The following is a 23,386-nucleotide window of genomic DNA, read 5'->3' as shown; positions in this document are numbered from 1 at the left end:
AGCTCTAGTTCACAAGTATTCGGGATTGCGCTTGACGAGGTCTGGGGAATCCTGCCACGCTCAAGTTGGCCTTTAGTGCATGCCGGTGTGTCCGCCACGCAAAGCTACGCAGCACTCTCAGTAAGCAATTAGAACTCCAGTCCAATTGCGGGATCTGGTTAGTAGCGGACACCTAGTCAGATCCCATTTTTGGAAATGGATCATGACTACTAAAAACGAAATCGACACCCTCAAGACGCTCGCAAAACGCTATGCGCGGGCGAACCGGATTGCCCAGCACGAAGCGCTCAACGCGCTTGCCACCGAGTTGGGTTTTCCGAGTTGGACGAAACTAGTGGCCAAGGCAAAGCAAGGCTGGCTCCCGAGTGCCGATCAATTGGCGCAGGCCAAAGCCTTCATTCGCGGGTCTTATTCGGGCGATGATGGGCAGGAAAGCTTCATCGAGAAGAGTTTTGCCCGTCCGGTCGATGAACCGGTCAGGCAAGGAAAGATCGGTGAGCACGCATACCAGGTCTATGAGCATTTTGGCGACATTCACATGGAAGGTGAGGGATGGCGCATCCTTATTGGCGAAGCGCTCTTCTCCCAGCCGGTCGTCGAGATCGAGAAGCCTCATGCCACCACCAGTCCAGTGCGCAAACCCGACTTTCTGGCCGCCGCACTGGTGATCGCGGATGAGGAGGCGGCCAAGGTACGGGCGGGGATTTCTTCCGACTGGCCAAGGCGCGCCACCAAGCCCGATGCCGAAGGTGCGGTGCTCCATCCGCTACGCGGAGATCGATCCAGTGAATGGTATTGCCTGCATTGCGATGGCAAGATCACCGGCACGCAGCTCGCGGAAAACCTCTGGCATTGTCCTGGTTGTGGCGCATCCCCAATCGATATCTTTTCTGAGCCCGGCTGGCTGGACGGCTCCGGTATGAAGCCGAAACCGGTGGTTCTTGCGCAGAGCCAGAAGCGGGCAGAGCCCTGTATCAAGGTAGTGGATTCAAGGCCAACTTTGACGCTCAATGAGGAGAGCATTTCATTGCTCTTGCGCAATGCCCTGTTCGAGGATGCCAAGACCCCGGCTGAGCGGCTTGGGGCGCAACTGGCAGAAATCTATGTCGATGACGAGCTTGATGTCTGCATTACTCTGGATGAGGAGCTTTGGCCTGAATCCAAGGAGCCTGAGGCAGCCATCGCGGTTGCCAAACTGCTCGGGGTGGAGCTGGAGCTTGAGGTAAGCGGCATGAGCTTTCCATTTGCCTGGCCGGACTTGGGGCATGTGACAACCAGCACGCCGGAATATGTGCAGCTCCTGCTGGAAGCTCATGAAGAGCAGGGCGTCATCCTTCGCGAAATCAAAGAGGACTGATCCTGTATAACGGCGCACCCCTCCGGTTTACACTGGAGGGGCGGGCTGTCGTGTACCGAGCCAGTCGTCTCGGCCATCCGGCGTCCATCCCTTGCGCTCAAAAGAACGGCCAGCCGTGGCTGAACCTTTTTCTTTGTTTGGGGTCTCGCGACCCCGTCCTCCGTCAAGACCAAGCCCTTCGGGCGCAGCCAGCGGTATCCCCGTCCTTCCGCGCTCTGCTTGTGCAGGACGGGTGATCCCCCTCCGCTGTCTGCGGTCTTGACGGCCGTCCCCCCGCTCATTGGCGCGGGCCTAGTCCGGTTGCATGCGCAACCGGTTTTCAAACTAGGAGAAAGACCAATGAAGAACGACATTTACACCCAAGTCACCGACAAGATCATTGCCGATCTGGAGCAGGGCGAGCTGACCTGGCTCAAGCCGTGGAGCACGGAAAATCTGAATGGACGGATCGTCAGGCCGCTACGGCATAACGGGCTGCCTTATAACGGCATCAATGTGCTGATGCTGTGGAGCGCGGCACTGGAGACGGGGTTTTCTTCCCCGCACTGGATGACGTTCAAGCAGGCTCAGGAGCTTGGCGCCCATGTGCGCAAGGGCGAGCGGGGCAATCCGGTGGTCTATGCCAACACCATGACCAAGACCGAAGAAGGGGCGGATGGTGCAGAGGAAGAAAAGACCATTCCGTTCTTGAAGACCTATAGCGTCTTCAACGCCGAGCAGATCGAGGGGCTACCCGCGCATTACTATGCCAAGCCGGAGCCGGTTATTGATTCAGCCCAGCGGACAAAGCATGCGGAAAGCTTCTTTGCTGCGACCGGTGCGGACATACGGCATGGCGGTAGCCGCGCCTTTTACAGTGGCGGCAGCGACCACGTGCAAATGCCGCCTTTCGAGTGCTTCCGGAGTCCCGAGAGCTACTATGCGACGCTCGCCCATGAGCTCACGCACTGGACGAAACACAAATCGAGGCTCGACCGCGAATTTGGCCGCAAGAAATGGGGCGATGAGGGCTATGCCCGTGAGGAGCTGGTAGCCGAACTCGGGGCGGCTTTTCTGTGTGCCGATCTGGCTTTGACGCCGGAGGCTGGAGCCGATCACGCCGCTTACATCCAGAGCTGGTTGAAAGTGCTGAAAGAAGACAAGCGAGCGGTGTTTTCGGCGGCAGCGCATGCGCAGCGCGCCGCTGACTATCTCAACGGGCTGCAGCCGAAAGGAATAGAAGAGGGGATTGCCGCGTGAAGCGGCAATCCATCACCGAAATGCGCGCCGCTATCAAGTCGCTTCGGTTGATTGATGGCGGCGCATCGCTTTTGTCAGAGTCCACCGACCGACATCGTATTGGCGCGCCATTTCCGTTACGGTGATACGTCTGGAGCCAATCTCGCGGCAGGCATGTGCAATTTGATCGCTCGAAAGCTTGTAAGGGCGTCCCAATATCTTGCCCCGCGCCCGTGCGGCCGCCAGCCCTTCCTTGGTGCGGCGCGACAATATCCTGCGCTCCAGCTCGTTGTTCGCCGACATGACAGTGAAACAGTAGTACCCCTCGGCGGTGCGGGCATCGATGGGGAAGTTGACGACGCGGAAAGCGACGCCGCGCTGATCGAGCGCGCTGAACTCGTTTAGTGCGTCTCTGGCCGAGCGATAGGCTCTGTCCAGATCCCAGACTACCAACATGTCTCCCGGACGCAGTTTTTCGATAACTGCCTCATATATCGGGCGTTTTTTACTGACAGCAGACAGAGTTTCTATGTGTAGTTCATCGCATTCTGTCCGAAGGCCGTCAATTTGCCTATCCGGCCGCTGCTCCTCGGTGGAAACCCTCAAATATCCGATTTTTCTCATATTTTCAGTCGCTTGGGTCGATTATTCGCCCCTGCGTTACGCCTTAAAATCGTCCCCTTATTTGCCACCCAACTCCGCCGCACCAGCTGTTGCACTTGTATTTATTTGGCACGCGGAAATTCTATAGCGTAACTATAGAATAACATTAATGAAGAAATTATGAAAATCGACAATAATTTGGACGTTTATGAGCCGGTCTAAATGCAAGTCGATGAGATCGACTTTGAAATACTCAATGGTCGCGCTGCCGCTGATACTCGGCGTGAATTGTGCGCGCGCCGAAACCCTGACGGCTGGCGTCGCGCTGGACACTATGTCGTCGGTGGAGTTTAGCTCCTACATCCAGGGCATCGTCGAAGGGCTGGCGCAGGCGCGATACGAAAAAGACGGTCGCAACACAGATGGTATGCGCTGCATCTATGACTGGTTCTATGAAAGCGGCGATACCAGCCTGCGCGATGTCATTGGCGGATTTGAGAAGTTTGCCAGCCACTCACCAGGGGCGGTGATGTCCGGCCTGATCAATAGGGAGTGCCCGTCCTGATGAGCGTAGTGCCTCTCACATGGAAGAACGAATTCGCGCGTAGCACCGAGCCGGAACGCTACCGCGAAATCGTGCGCCGTGTGCAAGAAGAGGCGCGCCGCGAGGACAAACGGCGCAAAGACAAGGAAAAGGACGAGCAGGAACGCCGCGCGGAAGCGGATGAATTGCTAGAGGCGGTCGTATTCGCCTCTGCCACCGAGCTCGCAGCGTTCGAAGTCAAACTCAACCACTACGAAGAAGCGACATACGACGCGCTCATTGAGAACGAGCGGTTGCTCGAACTTCTGCGTGGCGAGCGTGACGACATGCTCGAAAAGGCGTTTGTGCTGCCCGACGGGACGCGGGTATTCGAGTCCGAAGACGGCATCCGCGTTTTCGATGAGCACGGAAACGAGCTCGATCCATCCGTTATTTCGGCGGACGAGATAGAGGATTGGCGCCCAAAACATGAGGCGTTCAAAGATAACCACGATTCCATCGATGCTCTGCTGGAAGAGCGAAACGCCATCATCGAATATCAGCAGAAGCTCGACGACGCCCGCGAGCGTGTCGAAAACGGCGAAATTACCTCCGAGGAATTGAAAACCCTGGAACTAGAGCTTGCGGCGGACATGCCCGAAAGCGTCCGTGCCGAACTGGCACCCGAACACCAGCCTCCGGTATTCGACGCTCAAAAGGTCGTCGAACCCGATCCGGTTCAGGCCGTACAGGCCAAGGTCATCCACGACGCCCCTGTCTTTTCCTGATTTTCTGCCAGCTCCGGTCGGGGCGAATTTTCTTGCCTATTGTTATCAGTAAGTGATAACCTATCTTATGGCTGGAGAAGAACCCGATAGCAGTCTCGACACCTTGCTCGATCTGCATGGTCAGACATTGTTCGTCGACGAGACGCATTGGGTAAAGTTCGTGGTGCGGCGGGTCGAGGTGACACCGGAGCGGCCGCACGGCCTGAACTACTCACTGACCCTGCACGATGCATCCGGTGAGCGGCTTGTCGGTTTCGACAACGCTCATGCCGTGAGCGACGTGAAGGGGCCGGGCGGAAAAGGCAAGAAGCGGTACGACCACAAGCACCGCCTGCGGACGATCCGCCCTTATGAATACAGCGATGCTGCGACCTTGCTCGGGGACTTTTGGGCCGAGGTGGACGCGGTACTACGCGAGAAAGGAGTGCTGAAATGACAACATTGCACGTTGGTATTGCCAGTTACGATGCCATGAAGGCACGCACGATGGCGATTGCGCGCGGCGACCTGAAACCAAAGAAGAGTGATCCGACCGTCTGGTTCACCTCGGTGGAAAGCTTTGCCAAGGTGCTCTCCCAGCGCAATCAGGCTCTTCTCGACCTGATCGCCAAGGAGAAGCCGGAATCCCTTGCAGAGCTCGAAGAGCTTTCAGGCCGCGCCAAATCTAACCTGTCGCGCACGCTTCGCACCATGGAGCGATATGGCCTGGTCGAACTTGCTGGTGGCGAGCGTGGCCGTGTCGTACCGCGCGTTCGGTATGACCGGATTACGCTCGATATGCCGGTGATGTCGCAGTAGATGCCCGATACGTCTGCCGAACTGTCGGATGAGGAACTTCTGTATTTGGTGGGAACCACGGACGCTGAGTTGTTCGCCGCAGGCGTGGACATCAAGCGTCGTTCTTTTGAGGTTCCAAGGCAGGTGATGCACAAGCTGGGTTATGTTGGCTTCATTTTCGCAGGTGCCGGTACGCCAAGCATATACGACCGAATCTATCGCGCATTCTCGTCGATCTATAGGCCTCAGGATCTGGCGGTCGGGGGGCACATCGGCGTCTTCATGTATCGAGATATTTTTGCCCGGATCGCAGTGCCTCACGTGTACGGAGAAGTCAGCATCAACCCATTCAAATTTGTGGAACTGACGCCCGTACAGCTTCGGATTATTCAGACCGAACCGGATCAGATGGAAATTTTCCTCGACCAGTTTGGGGACGTCGCGGACATCCAGTATGGGATTGACGAGCTGAACGAACCATATGCCAGCAATGAGCTCGTCCGCCGTTTCATAGGCTTGGCCAGGCTGCATCTTCATTCAGCGTCGGCAGTGCTGACAGGCGGATACGATTTCCGCGGTGCGGTTCAAGCTTCGCTACTCGCAGTAGAATTGGGGCTCAAGGCGGGAGCAGCCGCACATGGAATGCCCGAGGATGAAATTCGTCAAAAATTCGGCCATCGCGTTGGTGACATTGCGGGCCATCTGGCACGGCTCTGGTCGTCGTTTGATGCAAATCGCGTAGCCCGTGTCGTCTCTGCTCAGCCACAATATGTCGTCAATCGCTACTCCGCCTCCCAACCTCCTCGCCAGGATGTTGGTCACTTGACTATGGGCGCACAGTACGTCGTGTCAGAAGTGGTGCGCCAGATGTCGGATCGAAACTTCCGGACATCGATGAGCGACCCTTTTGAACGTCGGTATCCCGCTTAGACTCTCACCATAACTTTCATCGACCGGTTGGCGCGTTAGTTTTCGCCTTGTTCTGACAGGCCGCGTCCGCCCGTCAATTTCCTGCCCGCTCCATTCGGCTATCGCCTCCCGTGTTGTCATGACTGGCAGCCTTGATCGGCCTGTCCTTTGAACGGCGTAACGAGCCAACCAATCAAAGGAGAAAGATCATGGCAAAGAGCAAAACTACCGAACCGACTTCTGTGAAGTCACCTGACTATATCTGCTGGACGGTCACCGGCACTGGCGACACAGCCTTCTGGAACCGCATGGGCGCAGCCTGGCAGCACAAAGACGGCAAGGGGCTATCCCTTAAACTCGACACATTGCCCGTCGACGGACGTATCGTCTTGCGCCGACCTCTGGCATCAGCAGAAGGAGCGCGCACATGAGCGCGCTCCACACATACCGCCTCGAATGGCAGGGCATCGGCATGACAATCACTCACGCCCAAGATCAGTGGGGGATTATCGATCACATCGAAATCCTCACCGATGGCAGACGGCCCATCCCGATCACCGAGACTGGCTACCGTTCCCACTTCTTGGGTGGACAGCTCGTCGAACCATACGGCACAGCCGACGCTTTCGTGAAGGCCTGGCTGGATGCAGAGGCAAGCAACTCAGACTGGCAACAGCAACAAGATGCACAGCGACAACTATCCCTGTTCTAGGGAATGTGGCCTGCCGCCAAAGCGGCTGGCCACTAGTCATCGTGCTCATCTCCCGAGCAGTCTGAGAACTGCGGCGACGGCATCCTTCACCAGCAGCCAGAAGAGCCAGGGCATTACGATGACCAGAAACATGGCGCCGAGCACTGTGCCGACAACCTGCAACGGGTGAAGGCCCTGATCCATTCCAGACCAGAGCACCAAGCCGCAAAAGGCGCAGTATGCCCAAAAGGGGATGACGCCCGCCGCTGCCCGAACCGTCATCGGGCGATTGGGGAATCTCTTTAAGTACGCCCTGGCCAGCGCAAATCCGGCCCCTATGCTCAGCAGCACTTGCACATTCGATGGCAATGGCAGTCGCACCGATGAAGGCAAGAGCAAGAACACCAACATGGTCAGAACCGAGGCTGCGCCCGCCAAGATCCAGAAGCGGGGGTTTTTGGTCGCGTGCATTGTTAGTCTCCTATCGTGGTGAGGGGCTTTGCCAGCCGATCAAGCCAGGCATATTTGTCTGGCTTTTCCCGCACATCGCGTAGGAGACCAGCAGTCTCCGGCCGCTCCCAAAAGTTCGGAACATCGACCACGTAATAGCCGTGGTCGCGGCTTTCGAGCAGGGCGTGTTCGCCACCCGTTGCGGCGCGAATGTCTTCGGCTTGCAAGAGCGGGCGGGATTGTTCGGACAGGTTGTCGCCCGACCCGCTGACCTGGTTCATATTGACGTTGAAGCCGCGCACCATGACCGATGTCTTGCCCGAGCGGTGCTCGATATCGCGCAGCGTGTCATTGTCCGGTAGGCCGCGATAAAGCGTGTGCGCGACGGCCTTCTTCCATATGCGGGCGGCTTCGCGCCCGTATCTGGCTTCGATCTGCGCAATGGCGTTTTGAAACACGCCAAGAAAGTTGATCCCGCCTTGTCGGTACAGCGTCAGGATTTCATGGAAGTTGGATACATAGAGCTGACCCCATTCTTCGCCGACGACGAGCGCACGCAAAGGTCCATGCGCGTCGGCAAAACGCTCAATGATCGCCGCAGCCATCGACCCGACAAACGAGCGACTTGTATCGCTCCGCGCCGTGCCGATGATGAACAGAGCCGTGCGCTCGTGTTTCATATCGGCAGGATCGAAGGTGTTTTTGTCGGTGACGGCGCGCAAGGCTGTGTCCGGCTGAAAACCGCGCAGGCGTTCGATGATCAGGGAGGAATAGGCGTTCCACTGATTGGTGGATTCCGTCAGACCGGCAATCTGGCGGCACATGCCAGCCTGCGCGCCCATTCTATTGTCGGACGCCCAGACGAATAGGTCGTCCGCAATCTCGGAGGGCGTCCGGCCAAAGAAGTCCCAAAGGCCGCCCGCCGTGCAAGGCCAGCGCGGCGAGGGGAAGAGGGCGGTGACTTCATTGAAAAGCGCAAACGCATTGCGCACGCCCTGTCCGATCCAGCGATGCGCCGGGTTTGGATCAATCGGCACGTGGAAGCTCGCGGCGTCATAGGCTGCGTCACTCACAAGCGGGCGGAGCTCTGGTCTGGCAGCTATCTCCAGCAACCGGGTATTGAAATTGTAGGACTCGGACGGGTAGCCGTGGAGGCGGGCCGGATTGATAAACCGGACCCGGTATCCTTCCCGCTCCAAGGTCTTCCATGTCGACCAGGCGAGTTCGGCGTCTTTCGGATCTGTGATGATCTTGGTGAGATGAGCGGTGCGCGGCGAGACAATGTTCACGCCCAAAAAGCGCGTGAACTTGCCTTTGCCCGCCTGTGCGTCGATGGCGACCGGTTCGGTGCCATCATAAACGAGCGGGTGTCCGCGATAGAAGCCGAGCTCGATCCCGCGCCTTATGCGGTGGTGGGTGATGGTGAGGGCTGTGCTCATAGCAACCCCGACCGGATTAGCTCATTTTCATCATTGAGGCGGGCGTGTCCGAGCGACCCGCTGGGGTTTGCATCGAGCATGGCTTGTGCCTGGGCAGAGGCTTGCGCCTCCGCCCGAACACGCGCGATGCGCATTTCTTCCGCGTCCTGCCATGCCAGTCGCTGCTGGGCATGAGACTCGAACATCCAGAAGAACTGGTAGACTTCCATGAGGCGTCCGAAGCTCATCGCGGTAGCTCCTCGTCATCGTCCCAGCTCGCATATCTGAACGGCTCCTCTTCTTGTTGTTGCCAGGGCGAAGGACGCGGGTTGTTGGACTGGTGTGTGATCTGATGAGCCGGTGGCAGAACCTCCGCCTGCGGTTGCTCCGCGTTAGAATCCGCAGTGAGCAACACCCAGCCGAGCGAACCGCCGACATAGCCCACCACGAACATGTGCCCGAGGTAGCCCCATTCGACGCCCAGGCCGAACATGATGTCGCAAAAGTAGACGAACGCCGGAACAAGCCACATTCCGGCGACGCCCCGAAGAAGAAATCCACTCGCTTCTTCCGAGGTCAGAACCCGATTGCCGAGCCGTAGCGGGTGGATGCATGCGATGAGACAGAGGATTGAAAGGACGAAGGTGACGAAGGCAGCGATGGCAAACAAGAAGACTGCCAAAGCGATAAAGCCGACGCCGAGAATGCCGATGCCAGTAGCAATGGCAGAGCTGTCGTTGTTGTTCGATGACATGGGGTAGCTCCGATTGAAGATTATCGCTCCAGCCGCAGGCCGAGAGATTGATCACGGGACAGGAGCCGCGACTGGTCTCGCCCCCGCGTGAATTTGAGGAAGCGGCCAATGTCTTCACGCAGCTCTAGGAGCTGCTTGGCCTGGGCGCTTCGGAGTTGTTTGAATTCAGTCTGGAGCGCGGCGCGCTCTTCCCTCTGGGAGTCGATCTGGGCCTGACGCTCCTGACCGTGGCGCAGGGTGGTGTCCTTGGCCTCCAGTTCGTTGGCGCGCCGGACTTCCTGATATTGTCCGGTAATGCGATGCCAGAGGCCGCGCAGCCCCTTCGGCAGCCTTGCGGCACGCTCGCGGGTTTCGTTTTCCCACTGCACGGCCTGCCGTCCTTCTAGATCGGCACGGGCTTTACGGTGCTCTTGCGTCAACTCTTCTTTTTTCTGGGCGAGAAGGGTGGAGCGGCGGCGGAACTGGTCGCGCGACTCCTCGACATGGCGGCGCATCGCTGGCGTCATGCGCTCGCCAATCACCTTCCTGGTGTCATCGACGCTTTTGAGTTCGTCGCCGGACCCGAGGCGGCTGCGCACATCCTTTGTTTTTACGTCGAGGACTTTGGGGAGGAACCAGATATCCCCCTGATGATCGAGCAGGACAAAGCCGCGCTTGTCCCCTTTGGCCAGAAAGAAGCCGCGATCTTGCAGAGCGGATTCGAAGGACGCCCGATTGTCGGAGCGTTGCCAGCATTCCTGCACGGCCGACTTCAGCCAGCGCGGATCGATGCCCTGCCGCTTGGCTTGCTGCCATTCGGCCAGGGAAAAATTGGTGGGATTGCGTTCGGCAGCATTCTCAAGGCCGCGCGGCATCGACCAGCCGTTTTCCAGATAGAGGTCGCGCGAAATCCCCGTGAGCTTTGTCTTGTAAAAGCTCATCTGCTTTGCCGTCATGGTGTCGGCATCGATGCGCGACCAAACGCAATGCGCGTGGCGGCGACCTTCCTTTTCGTGGAAGACGATGGCACGCGGCTGTCCGGCAAGGCCGAGCCGCTCCTCAATTCTGCCAACGGCCTCTTCGAAGCCCTCGACCGAAACGCGGGCGTCTTCGGGCGGGCTCAATGACAAGGAAAACAGATACTGGCGACACTTCGTGCCCTTGGCCGTTGCCTCGGCTTCCTTGAATGCCCCTTTGAGGTCTTCGGAAACGAAGCCTCGGATTTGATGCACATGGACATGCTCGTTGTCGTCCATACGCATCAGGTGGGCGGCCAGCTCGGAGCCGTTGCCGCGTTGCGAGGCCTTGAGGATCATGGCGCGTCCTCCACATGACCAAGAGCGGTCATGAAGAGGTGACGCAGTTGCTTCACATCCTGGACAGCCTCTTTAAGGAAAGCCTCCGTTTCCGGTGTCACAGGCAGTACGCCGATATTCACCGCATGAGCGAGTTGGTTCAGATTGCTCGACAGGTGGGAGCGTCCGAGCAGAGCAAGGGCTTGCGCGAATGCCTCCTGATCCCGGATGGAGCCGCCTTTTGGCCGGTTTCGCTTTGCGGCCTTTCCGTCCAGCAGCTTGGCCTTGATGTATGACCCCAGCGGAGTGCCCGCAGCCTCAATAGCTAAGCGGGCACGGTCGGCCTCGCTCAGACGGATCGAGAAAGGGGCGGGCCGCTTTTGACGGGATGCCCTCGGGAGGCGGGGTGGTTTTTTAGACGGCAGAGCCTCGCCGGACGTTTTCGCGTCCAGGGCTTGCTGAATCAGGTTGGCGGATGTGTTGAAAACAGGCGTTACGGACATGGCGGCACCGGAGAATCCGAGGATTTCCGGTGCTCAAGGACGGCATTCCACTCTTCCAAAACTTCGAACAGCTGGTTCGAAGTTTCAGCGTCGAGGCGCGCCATTTTCATGCAAATGATCTGACATTCAAAGAGTGGTTCTATCCGCGCGTCGCTCCGCTCTCGTGGTGAGGTCGGCAATCCGGGGCCCGGGTTCCCGAACTGGGTGCGGCTTGGAAGAGCTGCATGAAGCGCCTTGACTCGTGGTGACAACTCCTTCACTTATGACACCGATGTCATGACATCGGTGTCATAAGAGCGCCGGCGGCATCTCGGTGGATCGATACGGCTGAACTGCAAGCGGATAGGTTTGGCCATCGATTCGACCGGAGGAGGAATGAAGTGGCTACGATATATGATGTCGCCAAGGCAGCGGGGGTCTCGCCCAAGACGGTGAGCCGGGTGATGAACGGCGATGCGCCGGTCAATCAGGCCACGCGCGAGGCGGTGGAAAAAGCCATGCTGGCGCTCAACTATGTGCCCTCGAGCGCGGCGCGCACAATGCGCTCGCAGCGCTCAGGCCTGATTGGCATGATCACCGGCGCCATCAGCACCACGCACCAGTTCGAAGATGCCGGCCTGCCTGAAATTTACCTGGTGCAAGGCGCCCAACGAATCATCGGCCAGTCGAACCGCACGCTGCTCATCGCCGATAGCGGCGGGCAGGCGGAACGCATCCCGACGCTGCTGCAGACGTTCCGCGAGCATCGCGTCGAAGGCATCCTCTATGTAGCCGAATATCACCGGGAAGTGACCTTGCCGGGCTCGATGCGCGACCTGCCGATTGTATTGGTCAACTGCTTCGACGCCGCCGACACACCCTGCGTCCTGCCCGATGACGAAGGCGGTCAATTTGCCCTGGTCGACGGGCTCATCCGGCGCGGCCATCAGCGCATCGCCTATCTGACCCTGCCCGAGCATCAGGCGGCCTGCGGCCTGCGGGTTTCCGGCTACCGACGGGCGCATGCCCAGAACGGTCTCGATGTCGATGAGCGGTTGATCCAGGTGGGCGCCTTGCCCAGCCCCACGCATGAATATGATCTGCTCTGGGACGCGCTCGACCGCATTCTCAAGGCCGATCCGACGGTCATTTGCTGCGCCAATGACAAGATGGCCATGCGGGTCTACGGCCTGCTGCGCGAACGCGGCGTCGCCATTCCCCAACAGATGTCGGTGGCCGGCTATGACGACTATCGCATGATCGCCGAACACCTGCATCCCGGCCTGACCAGTGCCGTCCTGCCCTATGCCGCCATGGGTGCGCGCGCTGCCGACAAGCTGCTGCGCCTCATCAGCGGCGCACCCAAACCCGGTGAGCCGAACCGCGAACTCGTCTCGGCTCCGGTGGCCTGGCGCGACAGCGTCCTGACCCGTGACGGCATTGTCACCCAACTGAACTCTAGGAGGAGAGAAACATGAAGTCCCTAAGCCTATTGGCCGCCAGCCTTGCCTTTGCCAGCGCCATGAGTAGCGCCGCCTTTGCGCAAACCACATTGACCATGTGGTATCACGGCGCCGGCAACGAGGTTGAATCCGACATCATCAACCAGATCATTTCCGATTTTAATGCCAGCCAGTCCGACTGGGTCGTGGAAATCGAGAGCTTTCCGCAGGCAGCTTACAATGACAGCGTCGTTGCTGGCGCCCTGGCGGGCAATCTTCCCGATATCCTGGATGTCGATGGTCCGGTGATGCCCAATTGGGCGTGGTCGGGCTATATGCAGCCGCTGCAGATCGACGAGGCCAAGATCGCCAATTACCTGCCCGGCACCAAGGGTGTGTGGAACGGCGAGCTCTATTCCATCGGCCTTTGGGATGCGGCGATCTCGCTGGTGACGCGTCAGTCCTATCTCGACGAACTGGGCCTGCGCACGCCCACGCTCGAGCAGCCCTGGACCGGCGAAGAATTCATGGATGCCCTCGCCAAGGCCAAGGCGTCCGGCAAGTTCGACTATGCGCTCGACCTGGGCACGGCTTGGACCGGCGAATGGTATCCCTATGCGTTCTCGCCATTCCTCCAGAGCTTCGGCGGTGACATTGTCGACCGCTCGACCTACACAACAGCCGAAGGCGTCCTGAACGGCGAGGCTGCCGTTGAGTTTGGTAACTGGTGGCAGGGCCTGTTTACCGATGGCTTTGCCCAGGCGACCCAGGACCCGGCCGACCGAGACAACGGCTTCAACAGTGGCAAATACGCTTTCTCCTGGAACGGCAACTGGGCCGCTCTGGGTACGCTGGATGCCTATGACGACGTGTTGTTCCTGCCGGCGCCCGATTTCGGCAACGGCCCCAAAATCGGCGCCGCTTCCTGGCAGTTCGGCGTTTCGGCCACCTCAGAGCACCCCGAAGGTGCTTCGGCCTTTATCGAATTTGCCCTCCAGGACAAATATCTGGCGGACTTCTCCAATGGCATCGGCTTGATCCCGGCAACCGCTTCGGCCGCGGCGCTCACCGAGAACTACAAGGATGGCGGGCCGCTTGCCGTGTTCTTCGATCTTTCCGAGGCCCAGGCGCTCGTCCGTCCGGTGACACCCGGTTATGTCGTTGCCGCCAAGGTCTTCGAAAAGGCCCTGGCTGACATTGCCAATGGCGCGGATGTCCAGGACACGCTGGACTCGGCGGTCGATGAGATCGACGCCGATATCGCCAAGAACGACAATTACGGCTTCTAGGATTCGCCCCCTAGAGACTCTGGATGGATCCCGGCGCAAGCCGGGGTCCCGCTCTGGAAAGGTTGATGGCTGATGGCTTCCAAATTCACACGCTCCAATTCGACCGGCTGGCTGATGGCCGGGCCGGCCACGGCGCTGATGGCACTGTTTATCGTGCTGCCCTTCATTTTCGCCATCGGCTTCAGCTTCACCAATCAGCGGCTGATTTCGCCCAATCCGACTCAGTTCGTCGGCTTTAGCAACTATTCGCAACTACTGGGCGTGGGCCTTTTGACCCTCGATCCCGAAAGGGACGATGCAGGCAATGTCGTGCGGGAGGCCGACGGCTCGCCCACCTATCCGGCCCTGCGCGGCTTCACTCGCAACAATGCCGACTATCCCCATCTCGACGGCATGCGGGAATGGTTCAGCGTGTCGCTGGGCGAAAGCCGCACCTATATACTGGCGCGCGACGTCGTCTTTATGAAGGCGGTGGTCAACACCGTCATCTTCGTCCTTGTCGTGGCCCCGCTTCAGGGTGGCCTAGCCTTGCTCCTGGCGCTGCTGATTAACCAGAAGCTGCGCGGCATCAATGTGTTCCGCGCCATTTATTTCATGCCGGTCGTGGTCTCGATCGTGGTGGTCTCGCTGCTCTGGCGCTTCATTTATGACGGGCAGAGCGGTCTTTTGAACAATTTGCTGGGCGCTCTCACGTTTGGCGCGTTCCCGCGCGTGGACTGGCTCGGCAATCCGAATACCGCGCTCGGCGCCATTATCGCCATGTCCATCTGGCAGGCCGTCGGCTTTCACATGGTCATCTGGCTTTCGGGCCTGCAGACCATCAGCCCCTCGCTCTACGAAGCTGCAGCTATCGAAGGCGCCAGCAAATGGCAGACCTTTCGATATGTGACCTGGCCCGGACTGCGCAATACGGCGGTACTCGTCCTGATCGTCATCACCATGCAGGCCTTTGCCCTGTTTGCGCAGATCGACGTGATGACCAGCGGCGGGCCGCTCGATTCGACGCAAACGATCGTGTTCCAGGCCGTGGAGCGCGGCTATGGCAAGCAGGATATCTCGGGCGGCTCGACCATCTCGGTGATCCTCTTTGTTTTCGTTCTCGCCATTTCGCTGCTGCAGCGCTGGCTCACCAGGGAGAAGAAGTGATGGCTCAGCTTTCCGCAGACAATCATGGGCTGCGCCTTGCGGTGCGCTACACGGTGCTTGGCCTGATCGCCCTGATCTTCGTGTTCCCGCTGGTGTTCATGCTGATGTCGAGCCTCAAGCCCGACGCGCAACTGCTCAGCGACACCCGCAGCCTGCGCGCCTTTTTGCCGGTGGGCGATATCTCGCTGGACAATTATTTCGACGCCTTCCGCCGCGCGCCCGTGGGGCTCTTCATTTTCAATTCGGTCATTGTCACCGGGGTTACGGTGGTCTTGACCCTATTCATCTGCTCGGCGGCTGCGTTCGCTTTCGTCTTTGTCGACTGGCGCGGACGAGATCTGGTGCTGACGCTGATCCTGGCGACCCTGATCGTGCCATTCGAGACGATCGCTATTCCGCTGCTGCTCATCGCTTCAAAGCTGCCCTGGCTGGGCTTTGACGGCCTGACCTTTGGATGGCTCAATTCCTATCAGGTCCAGATCATCCCCTTCGTGGCCGATGGGCTGACGATTTTCCTTTTCGTCCAATACTTCAAGGACTTGCCCGGCGAATTGATCGAGGCGGCGCGTGTCGAGGGCGCCAGCTGGTGGCAGGTATATCGACGTGTCGTCATGCCCCTGGCCGGGCCCGTTCTGGCGACGGCGGCGATCCTCAAATTCCTGGTCATGTACAATCAGTATCTCTGGCCGCTCATGGTGGTCCAGGAAGAGCGCTACCGGCCGGTCATGGTCGGCCTGCAATATTTCTTCCAGCTCAACCGCGCCTGGGGCGAGATCATGGCCTATCTGTCGCTGATCACCATCCCGGTGCTGGCCTTCTACCTTTTCCTGCAGCGCGCCTTCATCGCCTCGATCGCCTCCACCGGCGTCAAGGGCTGATGCGGCATCTCCTTTGAAAGACACGACAAGTGGTTATTGCCCTTAAAGACAAATGGATTTGGGACTTCTGGATTTATCGCGATGGCGATGACTACCACGCCTATTTCCTCCAGGCCGACAATACGCTCGCCCATCCGGACATGCGGCACCGCCATGTCACCCAGGGACACGCGGTCTCAAAAGACCTCGTCAACTGGACGCATCTGGGCACCACTTTTGCGCCGGCGGCGGCCCCAGCCTGGGACGACTGGACGACCTGGACCGGATCGACCCTGCGCGACGACACCGGGCTCTGGCACCTCTTCTATACCGGCACCGAACACGCCGAAGAGGGAATGAAGCAGCGCCTGGGTCATGCCACATCCACTGACGGACACAATTGGACGCGTGTGGGGAATGGGCTGGCGCTCGATCTTTCCAGCCCGGACTACGAGGAATATACGCCGGGCCACTGGCATGATCGGGCCTTCCGCGACCCATGGGTGATGAAAAACCCCAAAGGCGAAGGCTGGATCATGTATTTCGTCGCCCGTCGCCCGGGCGTGGCAGAACCCAATGCCGGCGGCACGATCGGCTTTGCTACTTCGCCTGACCTTTACACCTGGACCTTGCAGCCGCCCGTCTATGCGGGGGGCATGTTTGGCCAGATGGAAGTACCGCAGGTCTTCGAGGTCAGCGGCAAATGGTACATGCTGTTCTGCACCGATGGATCACACTGGTCGGAAGCCTATCAGCGCTTCAACACCGAGACACCTGTCCGGGGCACGCATTATCTGATGGCTGACGACCCCTTCGGTCCCTGGGAGGTCGTACCCGGCCCCTTCTTCGACGGCGCGCAGGGCAGCCGCTATGCCGGCAAGATCGTCGAGACCGACAAGGGCCTGGTTTTCATGGGCTTCCTCCATGACGCCCCGGACGGCGCGTTCATCGGCCAGGTCTCCGACCCGATTCCGGTCCGCATCGACGCGGATGGACTTCTGCACACCGAACTCGACAAGCTGCCCCCCGGCGCCAAGGTCTGATCTCAAACCCTCGCAAGGACACCAAAATGGCCAGCGTTTCCCTCAAGAATGTGCGCAAGAATTACGGCGCCGCCGATATTATCAAGGGCGTCGATATCGAGATCGCCGATGGTGAATTCTGCGTCTTTGTCGGCCCTTCGGGTTGTGGCAAATCGACCCTTTTGCGCATGATTGCCGGTCTGGAAGATATTTCCGGCGGCACGCTGAGTATTGGCGACCGGGTGGTCAACGACTTGCCGCCAAAGGATCGCAGCATCGCCATGGTGTTCCAGTCCTATGCCATTTTCCCGCATATGACCGTGCGGGAAAACCTGGCCTTCGGCCTGACCATCGCCAATGCACCAAAGGCGGAAAAAGACGCCAAGGTTTCTGAAGCAGCACGCATCCTGCAGATGGAACATCTGCTCGAACGCCGCCCCAGCCAGCTTTCGGGCGGGCAGCGTCAGCGCGTTGCCATAGGTCGCGCCATTGTGCGCAAGCCCGGCGTATTCCTATTCGACGAGCCGCTCTCCAATCTCGATGCCGCCCTGCGGGTGGACATGCGGATGGAACTGGCCAAGTTGCACAATGACCTCGGCGCGACCATGGTCTATGTGACCCATGATCAGGTCGAGGCCATGACCCTGGCCGACAAGATCGTGGTGCTCAATGCTGGCATTGTGCAGCAGGTCGGCTCGCCGCTCGAGCTCTATCACCGCCCGGCAAACAAGTTCGTTGCGGGGTTTATCGGCTCGCCGAAGATGAACTTCGTCGATGTCACAATCGAAGCGGTTGACGGCTCCTCCATGCGGCTTTCGGGACCTGCTTTTGAGGGGATGACCCTGCCCGCAACAGCGGCTCAGACCCGGATCGGTGAAAGCCTGACCCTGGGCGTACGCCCGCATGATCTGAGTGTGGCGGAGAACGGACCGCTGACCGGCAAGGTGACGCTGGTCGAGCATCTGGGTAACGAAACGCTGGTGAACCTGGCGCTTGGCAATGGACAGCCCCTTATCATCGCGCTGGGCGGCGATGCCGAATGCCAGGTCGGCCAGACCCTGACGGTTGGATTGCCCGCCAACAAGGCGCATCTGTTCAATGAGGCGGGCCTGCGCCTATTCGACTGACCATCCATTGCGGCGAGGCGTGTAGCCGCCTCAGGCGGGCTGGATCGTGCTCCTAGGACGCTCCCCGCCTTCGGAGAACTCTATTGATCATTGCCATTTGAGCGCTGTTGCCTATGGGCACTGCAACGGCCTGCTGGATATGGGCGAAGCTGTCTGCGAGGATGTGTGCGCCCGGAATTTTAGGGGCCTCCAGGGCCTCGCGGATGCCGGCCAGCGCTTGCCCCTCGCCACTCAAAAAGCGCTCTCGCGCTTCGTCCGGTGACGTAGCGAGCACAATTGGTCCCTTGGGGGCGAGCGCGGACAAGCGTGCCTGATAGGCCGCGCCTGTTGCGCATATGATCGTGTGATCGCCCTGCAGGACCTCGTCGCATGACCAGTGCTTGAGGCCGTCGCGCACCGCGAATGTCGCCTCGAGGCTGTGGTAGGGATCGCTGAAGGCAATTCGATCAGTGCGGGAGGGGTCTATTGCGAGAAAGGCGATATCCCAGCCGTTCGGCTCGGCCTGGAGGACGGATTGCGCATTGGGGTGCTCGATGAAGATCAGGGGCCTGTCCATCTCGGCGCCGATACGGTCTGCGATCTGGATAGAGGGCCCGGAATAGCCGTCGTCGGTCCGCTGCACGAGCGCGGTGTTGTTCATGTTCAGAGCCACCCGCAGGGCCGGCCGCGACGGTTCTCTCATGCCCTTCATGCCCAATCGGCACGTCGCGCGAGCGCGGATCGGCGCAAGAGACCCGTGTCGACGTCAACAGCGATGAACAGCGCGCCGGCCGCCCTGGCCTCGTGAAGAAAGGTCTGGTCCAGGGACAGAATGCCGGCCGGCATGCCCAGTTCACCCAGAAGGGCAATGCCATCGAGAATGGCCTTCCGCACCTCCGGGTGCGACGGCTGCCCGGGATAATCCAAACTGGCGGCCAGGTCGGCAGGGCCGAAAAACACCCCGTCTACGCCCGGCACCTGTGCGATCTCCTTGAGCCGTGACAAGGCTTCCCGGGTTTCGACCTGTACCAGAAGGCAGATTTCCTCGCTGGCGCGGGTGGCATAGTCGGCAACGGCACCATAGCGGGTGGCCCGGGTGATGCCGGCGACGCCCCGCATGCCATTGGGCGGATAGGTCACTGCCGCCACCGCGGCCCGGGCCTCTTCGGCGGACTGGATATAGGGAATGAGCAGGGTCTGCGCCCCGGCGTCGAGGAGTTTTTTGATCTCCACCGGGTCATTCCAACCTGGGCGCACCACAGGGCCGACCGGATAGGGGGCCACCGTGCGCAGGAAGCTGATGACCTCGTTGGGGCCAACAGTGGAATGTTCCGTGTCGAACACCATCCAGTCGTAGCCGCAACCGGCCAGAAGTTCGCTCACCGCCGGGTCCGACAGCGAATTCCAAATGCCAATCTGGACTTGTCCGGCGCGCAACGCGGCCTTGAAGGTGTTGCCAGGCAAATTCATTATCAAGTTCCAGGAGGTTGAGTTGAAGAGCGGGGGAAGGTCGCAGACGTCACTCGAACCGAACGCCCAAGGACCCCAGAGGACCATAGTCGGCGAAGATCACATCACCGGACGAAATATCGACCGGGCGGGTGAATGATCCTCCCAGCACGATGTCGCCCTTTTTCAGACCGCCGCCGAGCGGCGCCAGCTTATTCACCAACCAGGCCAGGCCCGCAGCGGGGTGGCCCATGACGGCAGCCGACACGCCCGATTCCTCGATCACCCCATTTTGCGACAGGGTTGCACCGACCCAGCGAATATCGACGTCGAAGGGACGAATGGTGCGCCCGCCCAATACGATAGCGCCGAAGGCGGCGTTGTCGGCAATGGTGTCCACGATCTGGCGCGGCACCTCGGTCCGGTAGTCGATGATCTCCAGAGCCGGTTGGACGAACTCGGTCGCCCGCAGCACGTCATGCACCTGGCATCCGGCCCCGGACAGGTCCTCGCCCATGATGAAGGCCAGTTCGACCTCCAGGCGTGGCTTGATGAACGTGCCGGCCTTGATCCGCGCGCCATCATGAAACAATGCGTCGTCCAGGATCACCCCATAGTCCGGCTCGGTGATCTTGGACGCCTGTTGCATGGCCCGGCTGGTCAGGCCGATCTTGCGCCCGATGATCTTGGCGCCCGCCGCGATGCGCGCATCGGCCCAGCGACGTTGTACGTCATAGGCGTCCTCGAGCGTCATGTCGGGCCAGGTTCTGGATGGCTGGGGGCAGACCTTGCGGGTCTGCTCGGCTTTCAGGATCGCATCGGCCGCATCCTGGCGCTGCTGTTCTGTCAACATCGTCTGCTCACTTGATCGGAGGAATGGGGAGGGTCGAAACGCCCGGCTCGAGTGTCAGCGTGTGCTCGAGTGTGTACCAATCCCCCACATCGCCATCGTCAGGATGGAGGCCGGTATGTTTTTCGAGCTTGCCAATCAGCGCCTGGGTAACCCCGAACTGGACATCGGAGGTCAGGTAGTCGGTCTCGTCGACATAGGTTTGGTTGACGAGCGTCTTGAACCCTTGTTTGTGCGCCAGGACATGGATGTGCGCCGGGCGGTAGGGATGGCGGTGCTGCGCAGCCAGAAGCATGCCGACGGTCGTCGTTGTCGGGATCGGGTAACCGATGGGCTTGACCGATTTGAACTGCACGATCCCGTCCGCGCCGGTGACGAATTTGCCACGCAGATTGTAGTCAGCCTGGCTCTCGTCCTGGTTCTCGTAAAGGCCGACGGGCGAAGCATGCCAGATGTCCACCTCCAGCCCTTCAATCGGGGTGCCTGACTGATCGAGGAAGGTGAAGGTGCCGTAGAGCCGGGGACCGGGCGTATCGGAGCGAAGAATGGAACCGCCATTTTCGGTCATAGGCTGGTTCATTCGCCAGAATGGCCCTAGCAGGGACTGGGTGGTTTCCGTCGTGCCGTTGTCCCCATTGTTGAGCAGGCAGACCAGGGACGACACACCGAGCGATCCGGCCATGAGCACGAATTCATTGTGCTTGTCGTTGCTCTGCTGCCCCATGGTGTTGAGGATCTTGGTGGCTTGCTGGAACTCGGTCTCGGTCAGACGGACCTCGCGGACGAAGCCGTGCAAATGCTTGACCAGGCTCACCATGATCTCGCGCAGGCGCGGATCGTCTGTCTGTTCCATGACCCTCAGCACGGCTGGCGTCAGTTCCTGCTGGTTGCGGATAATGGTCATCCTGGTCTTCCCTTTAAATCGCGGTGCGGGGGCCGGTGTTCTGGCGCTCTGTCATGGCGACCGGATAGAGGCGAGCTGGCAGATCCGGCGCACGCCGGCCACGTAGCCCTCAAGACCCAGGCCGGCGATGACGCCATCGGCGCGCAGCGACACATAGGAATGATGCCGAAAGGCCTCGCGCTTGTGCACCTGGCTGATATGGACCTCGATTACCGGAGGCTCATAGGTATTGAGCGCATCCAGAATCGCGATCGAGCTGTGTGTGTATCCGCCCGGGTTGAAGACGATCCCGGCGGTCGTCTCGCGCGCCTGGTGGATCCAGTCGATGAGCTGTCCCTCATGGTTGGACTGAAGCAGCCGCACGCCGAACCCTTCCGCACAGGCGGCGGAGCAGAGCCGTTCGACGTCTTCGAGCGTCTCATGCCCGTAAATCTGGGGCTGACGCTTGCCGAGCAGGTTCAGATTGGGGCCATTGAGGACAAGGATGGTCTTCATGCTCACTCCGGTGCCAACAGGGCCGAGGTTGCCGAAAAGATGGCCCGGGCCCGCTCGAGCGGCGGGCGTTTGTCGGTGGCCGAGGGCAGTTCGACGGAGATGACGGTCTCGGCCGGCAATGACTCAACAATGCCCGCAAGGTCCAACCCGCCTTCGCCCGGCACGAGACGCCCGCCACGGGCCTCGGCCAAAAAAGCCTCGATGCTGGAGGGGGCAGTGGCCGGTGCATCGCAGAGCTGGGCGGAAACGACGCGACCGGCCGGCATTTGCGCAATATCGGCGGGCGTTCCGCCGCAGCGCGAATGATGAAGCGTGTCGACCAGATAGGCGGCGCCGGAAACGCCCGATGCCTCGATCAGGTCGAGGCAGGCGCGCGGCGTATTGATCCCGCGCCAGGCCATGCATTCAAGGTCAAGACCGAGCCCGCGGTTGGCGGCCAGACCGCCTATCCTGGCGAAGGTCTCGGCAAGCCCGGGAAAGACATCTGCGCAGACGTTGACGCGCTTGCCGCCCAGCGCACTGGCGGCGTCCATTGCCGGAACCAGTGTCTCGGGCTCCAGCCCCTGGTCGATGACAACGGTTTCGATGTCGTAAAGTCCGATACCTTCGCCCTGCATGACGCGGGCAAGCTCGCGCAGGCCCGCCGCATCCGGCAGCCAGTGCAGCGCCCCGGCGGAGACCGGATGGAACCGCAGCCCGACGAAATCGAAGCCGGACCGGCGAGCGAGCCGAACCAACTCGGCCGGCGGCAGGTCCAGAAAGGTGAAATGCCCCAGACCCAGCGCGCGTTTCACAGTGGCGCTGCCGGCAGGTCAGCGGAGATAAGACGCCGCAGGTTGTTCGTAGAGCGCTCGATATGCTTGGCCAGCAGGGCCGCCGCATCGTCCGGGCGTCGTTCGACCGCGGCGTGGGCAATGGCGGTGTGCTCATCAATCACGTCTCGCTGGACCGCAACCGCCTTGAGGTAGATATGCCGATAGCGGTCGTTCATGCTGACGAGCGATTTGTACATCTTGATCAGGAGCGGCATGCCGCAGCGCTCGATCAGGGTGAAGTGGAAGGCATTATTGGCGGCCTCCCAATTGGCAAGACTAAGAGGATCGCCCGGGATCCGGTCGGTCTTGTTCAGGCGATAAAGGGCGCCCATGACGGCAGCTTCCCAATCCAGGCCGCCCTTCTCGATGGATTTGCGCAATGCATATGGCTCGAGCTCAAGACGCAAGGCGCAGACCTCGTCGAGATTGGCAACCGAGATCGGCGTCACCGTGTAGCCGCGTTGTGCCTCCGCTTCGATCAACCCTTCGGTGACCAGTCGCGTGACGGCCTCGCGCAGCGGAGATAGGCCCACATCCATCGAGGCCCGCAGCTTGTCCAGATTGAGCTTGCTGCCCGGGGCCAGGACGCCATGCAGGATGTCGTGGCGCAACTGCGCCTCGATCTGCCCCGCAATGGTGGGCTTGCCTGCTGATTTTGGGCCGAGAACCGGGATTGTCATAGCTGCGTCCTTATGGGGAGAAAATGCCCTGGGGGAAAAGCGATGTAAAGATGTAAAATCCACCATGCCAGAAAAAATCGATTTTTA

The 23,386-nt window shown here is 60.0% G+C and carries 29 protein-coding genes; 15 read left to right on the top strand and 14 right to left on the bottom strand.

Annotation, left to right across the window (positions count from 1 at the left end; translation table 11 throughout):
- Positions 1-145 precede the first annotated feature (145 nt).
- Positions 146-1,357, top strand: coding sequence for a hypothetical protein (locus V8Z65_RS13885; protein ID WP_338720748.1), 1,212 nt, complete (start codon positions 146-148; stop codon positions 1,355-1,357).
- 339 nt (positions 1,358-1,696) lie between these two features.
- Positions 1,697-2,596: a zincin-like metallopeptidase domain-containing protein gene (locus V8Z65_RS13880; RefSeq protein ID WP_338720747.1), complete on the top strand. Its 900-nt coding sequence runs from the start codon at positions 1,697-1,699 to the stop codon at positions 2,594-2,596.
- A gap of 33 nt (positions 2,597-2,629) precedes the next feature.
- Here the strand turns inward: V8Z65_RS13880 and V8Z65_RS13875 are convergent, their stop codons facing one another.
- On the bottom strand, positions 2,630-3,199 hold the full coding sequence (locus tag V8Z65_RS13875) for a recombinase family protein (RefSeq protein WP_338720746.1): 570 nt from the start codon (positions 3,197-3,199) through the stop codon (positions 2,630-2,632).
- A gap of 235 nt (positions 3,200-3,434) precedes the next feature.
- Between V8Z65_RS13875 and V8Z65_RS13870 the strand changes: the two genes are divergently transcribed.
- The 7 genes from V8Z65_RS13870 to V8Z65_RS13840 all read left to right on the top strand — a co-directional run bounded on the left by V8Z65_RS13870 (position 3,435) and on the right by V8Z65_RS13840 (position 6,887).
- Positions 3,435-3,743, top strand: a complete 309-nt coding sequence (locus V8Z65_RS13870) for a hypothetical protein (RefSeq protein WP_338720745.1) — start codon at positions 3,435-3,437, stop codon at positions 3,741-3,743.
- Entirely contained in the window at positions 3,743-4,489 is a 747-nt protein-coding gene (locus V8Z65_RS13865; protein ID WP_338720744.1) for a hypothetical protein, read from the top strand. The genes V8Z65_RS13870 and V8Z65_RS13865 overlap by 1 nt, the downstream gene beginning before the upstream one ends.
- A 67-nt stretch (positions 4,490-4,556) precedes the next feature.
- Positions 4,557-4,925, top strand: coding sequence for a DUF6516 family protein (locus V8Z65_RS13860; protein ID WP_338720743.1), 369 nt, complete (start codon positions 4,557-4,559; stop codon positions 4,923-4,925).
- Positions 4,922-5,287, top strand: a complete 366-nt coding sequence (locus V8Z65_RS13855; RefSeq protein ID WP_338720742.1) for a helix-turn-helix domain-containing protein — start codon at positions 4,922-4,924, stop codon at positions 5,285-5,287. Before V8Z65_RS13860 ends, V8Z65_RS13855 begins: the two co-directional genes overlap by 4 nt.
- Entirely contained in the window at positions 5,288-6,196 is a 909-nt protein-coding gene (locus tag V8Z65_RS13850) for a hypothetical protein (protein ID WP_338720741.1), read from the top strand.
- A 188-nt stretch (positions 6,197-6,384) separates the two neighbouring features.
- Positions 6,385-6,606, top strand: coding sequence for a hypothetical protein (locus tag V8Z65_RS13845; RefSeq protein ID WP_338720740.1), 222 nt, complete (start codon positions 6,385-6,387; stop codon positions 6,604-6,606).
- Positions 6,603-6,887, top strand: a complete 285-nt coding sequence (locus V8Z65_RS13840) for a hypothetical protein (protein WP_338720739.1) — start codon at positions 6,603-6,605, stop codon at positions 6,885-6,887. The genes V8Z65_RS13845 and V8Z65_RS13840 overlap by 4 nt, the downstream gene beginning before the upstream one ends.
- 45 nt (positions 6,888-6,932) lie before the next feature.
- Here V8Z65_RS13840 and V8Z65_RS13835 read toward each other — a convergent pair whose 3' ends face one another.
- Genes V8Z65_RS13835 through V8Z65_RS13810 form a run of 6 tightly spaced genes read right to left on the bottom strand, consistent with a single transcriptional unit; the run spans position 6,933 to position 11,265 of the window.
- Complete coding sequence (locus tag V8Z65_RS13835; protein ID WP_338720738.1) at positions 6,933-7,337, bottom strand: hypothetical protein; 405 nt, start codon at positions 7,335-7,337, stop codon at positions 6,933-6,935.
- 2 nt (positions 7,338-7,339) lie between these two features.
- Positions 7,340-8,755, bottom strand: a complete 1,416-nt coding sequence (locus V8Z65_RS13830; protein WP_338720737.1) for a TraM recognition domain-containing protein — start codon at positions 8,753-8,755, stop codon at positions 7,340-7,342.
- Positions 8,752-8,982: a hypothetical protein gene (locus tag V8Z65_RS13825; RefSeq protein ID WP_338720736.1), complete on the bottom strand. Its 231-nt coding sequence runs from the start codon at positions 8,980-8,982 to the stop codon at positions 8,752-8,754. Before V8Z65_RS13825 ends, V8Z65_RS13830 begins: the two co-directional genes overlap by 4 nt.
- On the bottom strand, positions 8,979-9,488 hold the full coding sequence (locus V8Z65_RS13820) for a hypothetical protein (protein ID WP_338720735.1): 510 nt from the start codon (positions 9,486-9,488) through the stop codon (positions 8,979-8,981). The genes V8Z65_RS13825 and V8Z65_RS13820 overlap by 4 nt, the downstream gene beginning before the upstream one ends.
- Before the next feature lie 20 nt (positions 9,489-9,508).
- Positions 9,509-10,783, bottom strand: a complete 1,275-nt coding sequence (locus V8Z65_RS13815) for a relaxase/mobilization nuclease domain-containing protein (RefSeq protein ID WP_338720734.1) — start codon at positions 10,781-10,783, stop codon at positions 9,509-9,511.
- Entirely contained in the window at positions 10,780-11,265 is a 486-nt protein-coding gene (locus V8Z65_RS13810) for a hypothetical protein (protein ID WP_338720733.1), read from the bottom strand. Before V8Z65_RS13810 ends, V8Z65_RS13815 begins: the two co-directional genes overlap by 4 nt.
- Before the next feature lie 380 nt (positions 11,266-11,645).
- On the opposite strand from V8Z65_RS13810, the gene V8Z65_RS13805 reads away from it, so the two are divergent.
- From V8Z65_RS13805 to ugpC, 6 genes are all read left to right on the top strand, one after another.
- Positions 11,646-12,722, top strand: coding sequence for a LacI family DNA-binding transcriptional regulator (locus V8Z65_RS13805; protein WP_338720732.1), 1,077 nt, complete (start codon positions 11,646-11,648; stop codon positions 12,720-12,722).
- On the top strand, positions 12,719-13,975 hold the full coding sequence (locus V8Z65_RS13800) for an extracellular solute-binding protein (RefSeq protein ID WP_338720731.1): 1,257 nt from the start codon (positions 12,719-12,721) through the stop codon (positions 13,973-13,975). Before V8Z65_RS13805 ends, V8Z65_RS13800 begins: the two co-directional genes overlap by 4 nt.
- 72 nt (positions 13,976-14,047) lie before the next feature.
- A complete protein-coding gene (locus V8Z65_RS13795) occupies positions 14,048-15,121 on the top strand; it encodes a sugar ABC transporter permease (RefSeq protein WP_338720730.1) in 1,074 nt (357 codons plus the stop codon).
- The gene (locus V8Z65_RS13790; RefSeq protein ID WP_338720729.1) at positions 15,121-15,999 is read left to right on the top strand and encodes a carbohydrate ABC transporter permease; all 879 of its coding nucleotides are present in this window, start codon (positions 15,121-15,123) and stop codon (positions 15,997-15,999) included. The genes V8Z65_RS13795 and V8Z65_RS13790 overlap by 1 nt, the downstream gene beginning before the upstream one ends.
- 29 nt (positions 16,000-16,028) lie before the next feature.
- Positions 16,029-17,021, top strand: a complete 993-nt coding sequence (locus V8Z65_RS13785) for a hypothetical protein (protein WP_338720728.1) — start codon at positions 16,029-16,031, stop codon at positions 17,019-17,021.
- A gap of 26 nt (positions 17,022-17,047) precedes the next feature.
- Entirely contained in the window at positions 17,048-18,127 is a 1,080-nt protein-coding gene (ugpC, locus tag V8Z65_RS13780) for a sn-glycerol-3-phosphate ABC transporter ATP-binding protein UgpC (protein WP_338720727.1), read from the top strand.
- Between the two features lie 52 nt (positions 18,128-18,179).
- Here ugpC and V8Z65_RS13775 read toward each other — a convergent pair whose 3' ends face one another.
- From V8Z65_RS13775 to V8Z65_RS13745, 7 genes are read right to left on the bottom strand one after another with little or no spacing between them, the layout of a single operon-like run.
- Entirely contained in the window at positions 18,180-18,809 is a 630-nt protein-coding gene (locus V8Z65_RS13775; RefSeq protein ID WP_338724028.1) for a transporter substrate-binding domain-containing protein, read from the bottom strand.
- Positions 18,810-18,814: 5 nt separating this feature from the next.
- Positions 18,815-19,576 (bottom strand): aldolase/citrate lyase family protein, encoded by a 762-nt coding sequence (locus tag V8Z65_RS13770; protein ID WP_338720726.1) that lies wholly within the window; start codon positions 19,574-19,576, stop codon positions 18,815-18,817.
- A 49-nt stretch (positions 19,577-19,625) separates the two neighbouring features.
- Positions 19,626-20,408: a 2-oxo-hept-4-ene-1,7-dioate hydratase gene (hpaH, locus tag V8Z65_RS13765; RefSeq protein WP_338720725.1), complete on the bottom strand. Its 783-nt coding sequence runs from the start codon at positions 20,406-20,408 to the stop codon at positions 19,626-19,628.
- A gap of 7 nt (positions 20,409-20,415) precedes the next feature.
- The gene (locus V8Z65_RS13760; RefSeq protein WP_338720724.1) at positions 20,416-21,309 is read right to left on the bottom strand and encodes a dioxygenase; all 894 of its coding nucleotides are present in this window, start codon (positions 21,307-21,309) and stop codon (positions 20,416-20,418) included.
- A 51-nt stretch (positions 21,310-21,360) separates the two neighbouring features.
- The gene (gene aroQ / locus V8Z65_RS13755) at positions 21,361-21,804 is read right to left on the bottom strand and encodes a type II 3-dehydroquinate dehydratase (RefSeq protein WP_338720723.1); all 444 of its coding nucleotides are present in this window, start codon (positions 21,802-21,804) and stop codon (positions 21,361-21,363) included.
- Positions 21,805-21,806: 2 nt separating this feature from the next.
- Complete coding sequence (locus tag V8Z65_RS13750) at positions 21,807-22,598, bottom strand: TIM barrel protein (RefSeq protein ID WP_338720722.1); 792 nt, start codon at positions 22,596-22,598, stop codon at positions 21,807-21,809.
- Positions 22,595-23,299 carry a GntR family transcriptional regulator gene (locus V8Z65_RS13745; protein ID WP_338720721.1) on the bottom strand — a complete coding sequence of 235 codons (705 nt, stop codon included), beginning with the start codon at positions 23,297-23,299 and terminating at the stop codon, positions 22,595-22,597. Before V8Z65_RS13745 ends, V8Z65_RS13750 begins: the two co-directional genes overlap by 4 nt.
- Between the last annotated feature and the right edge of the window lie 87 nt (positions 23,300-23,386).

This window comes from Devosia sp. XK-2 (genome assembly GCF_037113415.1).
Classification (GTDB): domain Bacteria; phylum Pseudomonadota; class Alphaproteobacteria; order Rhizobiales; family Devosiaceae; genus Devosia.
The sequence above is the reverse complement of the archived record's forward strand: the minus strand, read 5'-3'. Positions and strand labels throughout refer to the sequence as shown.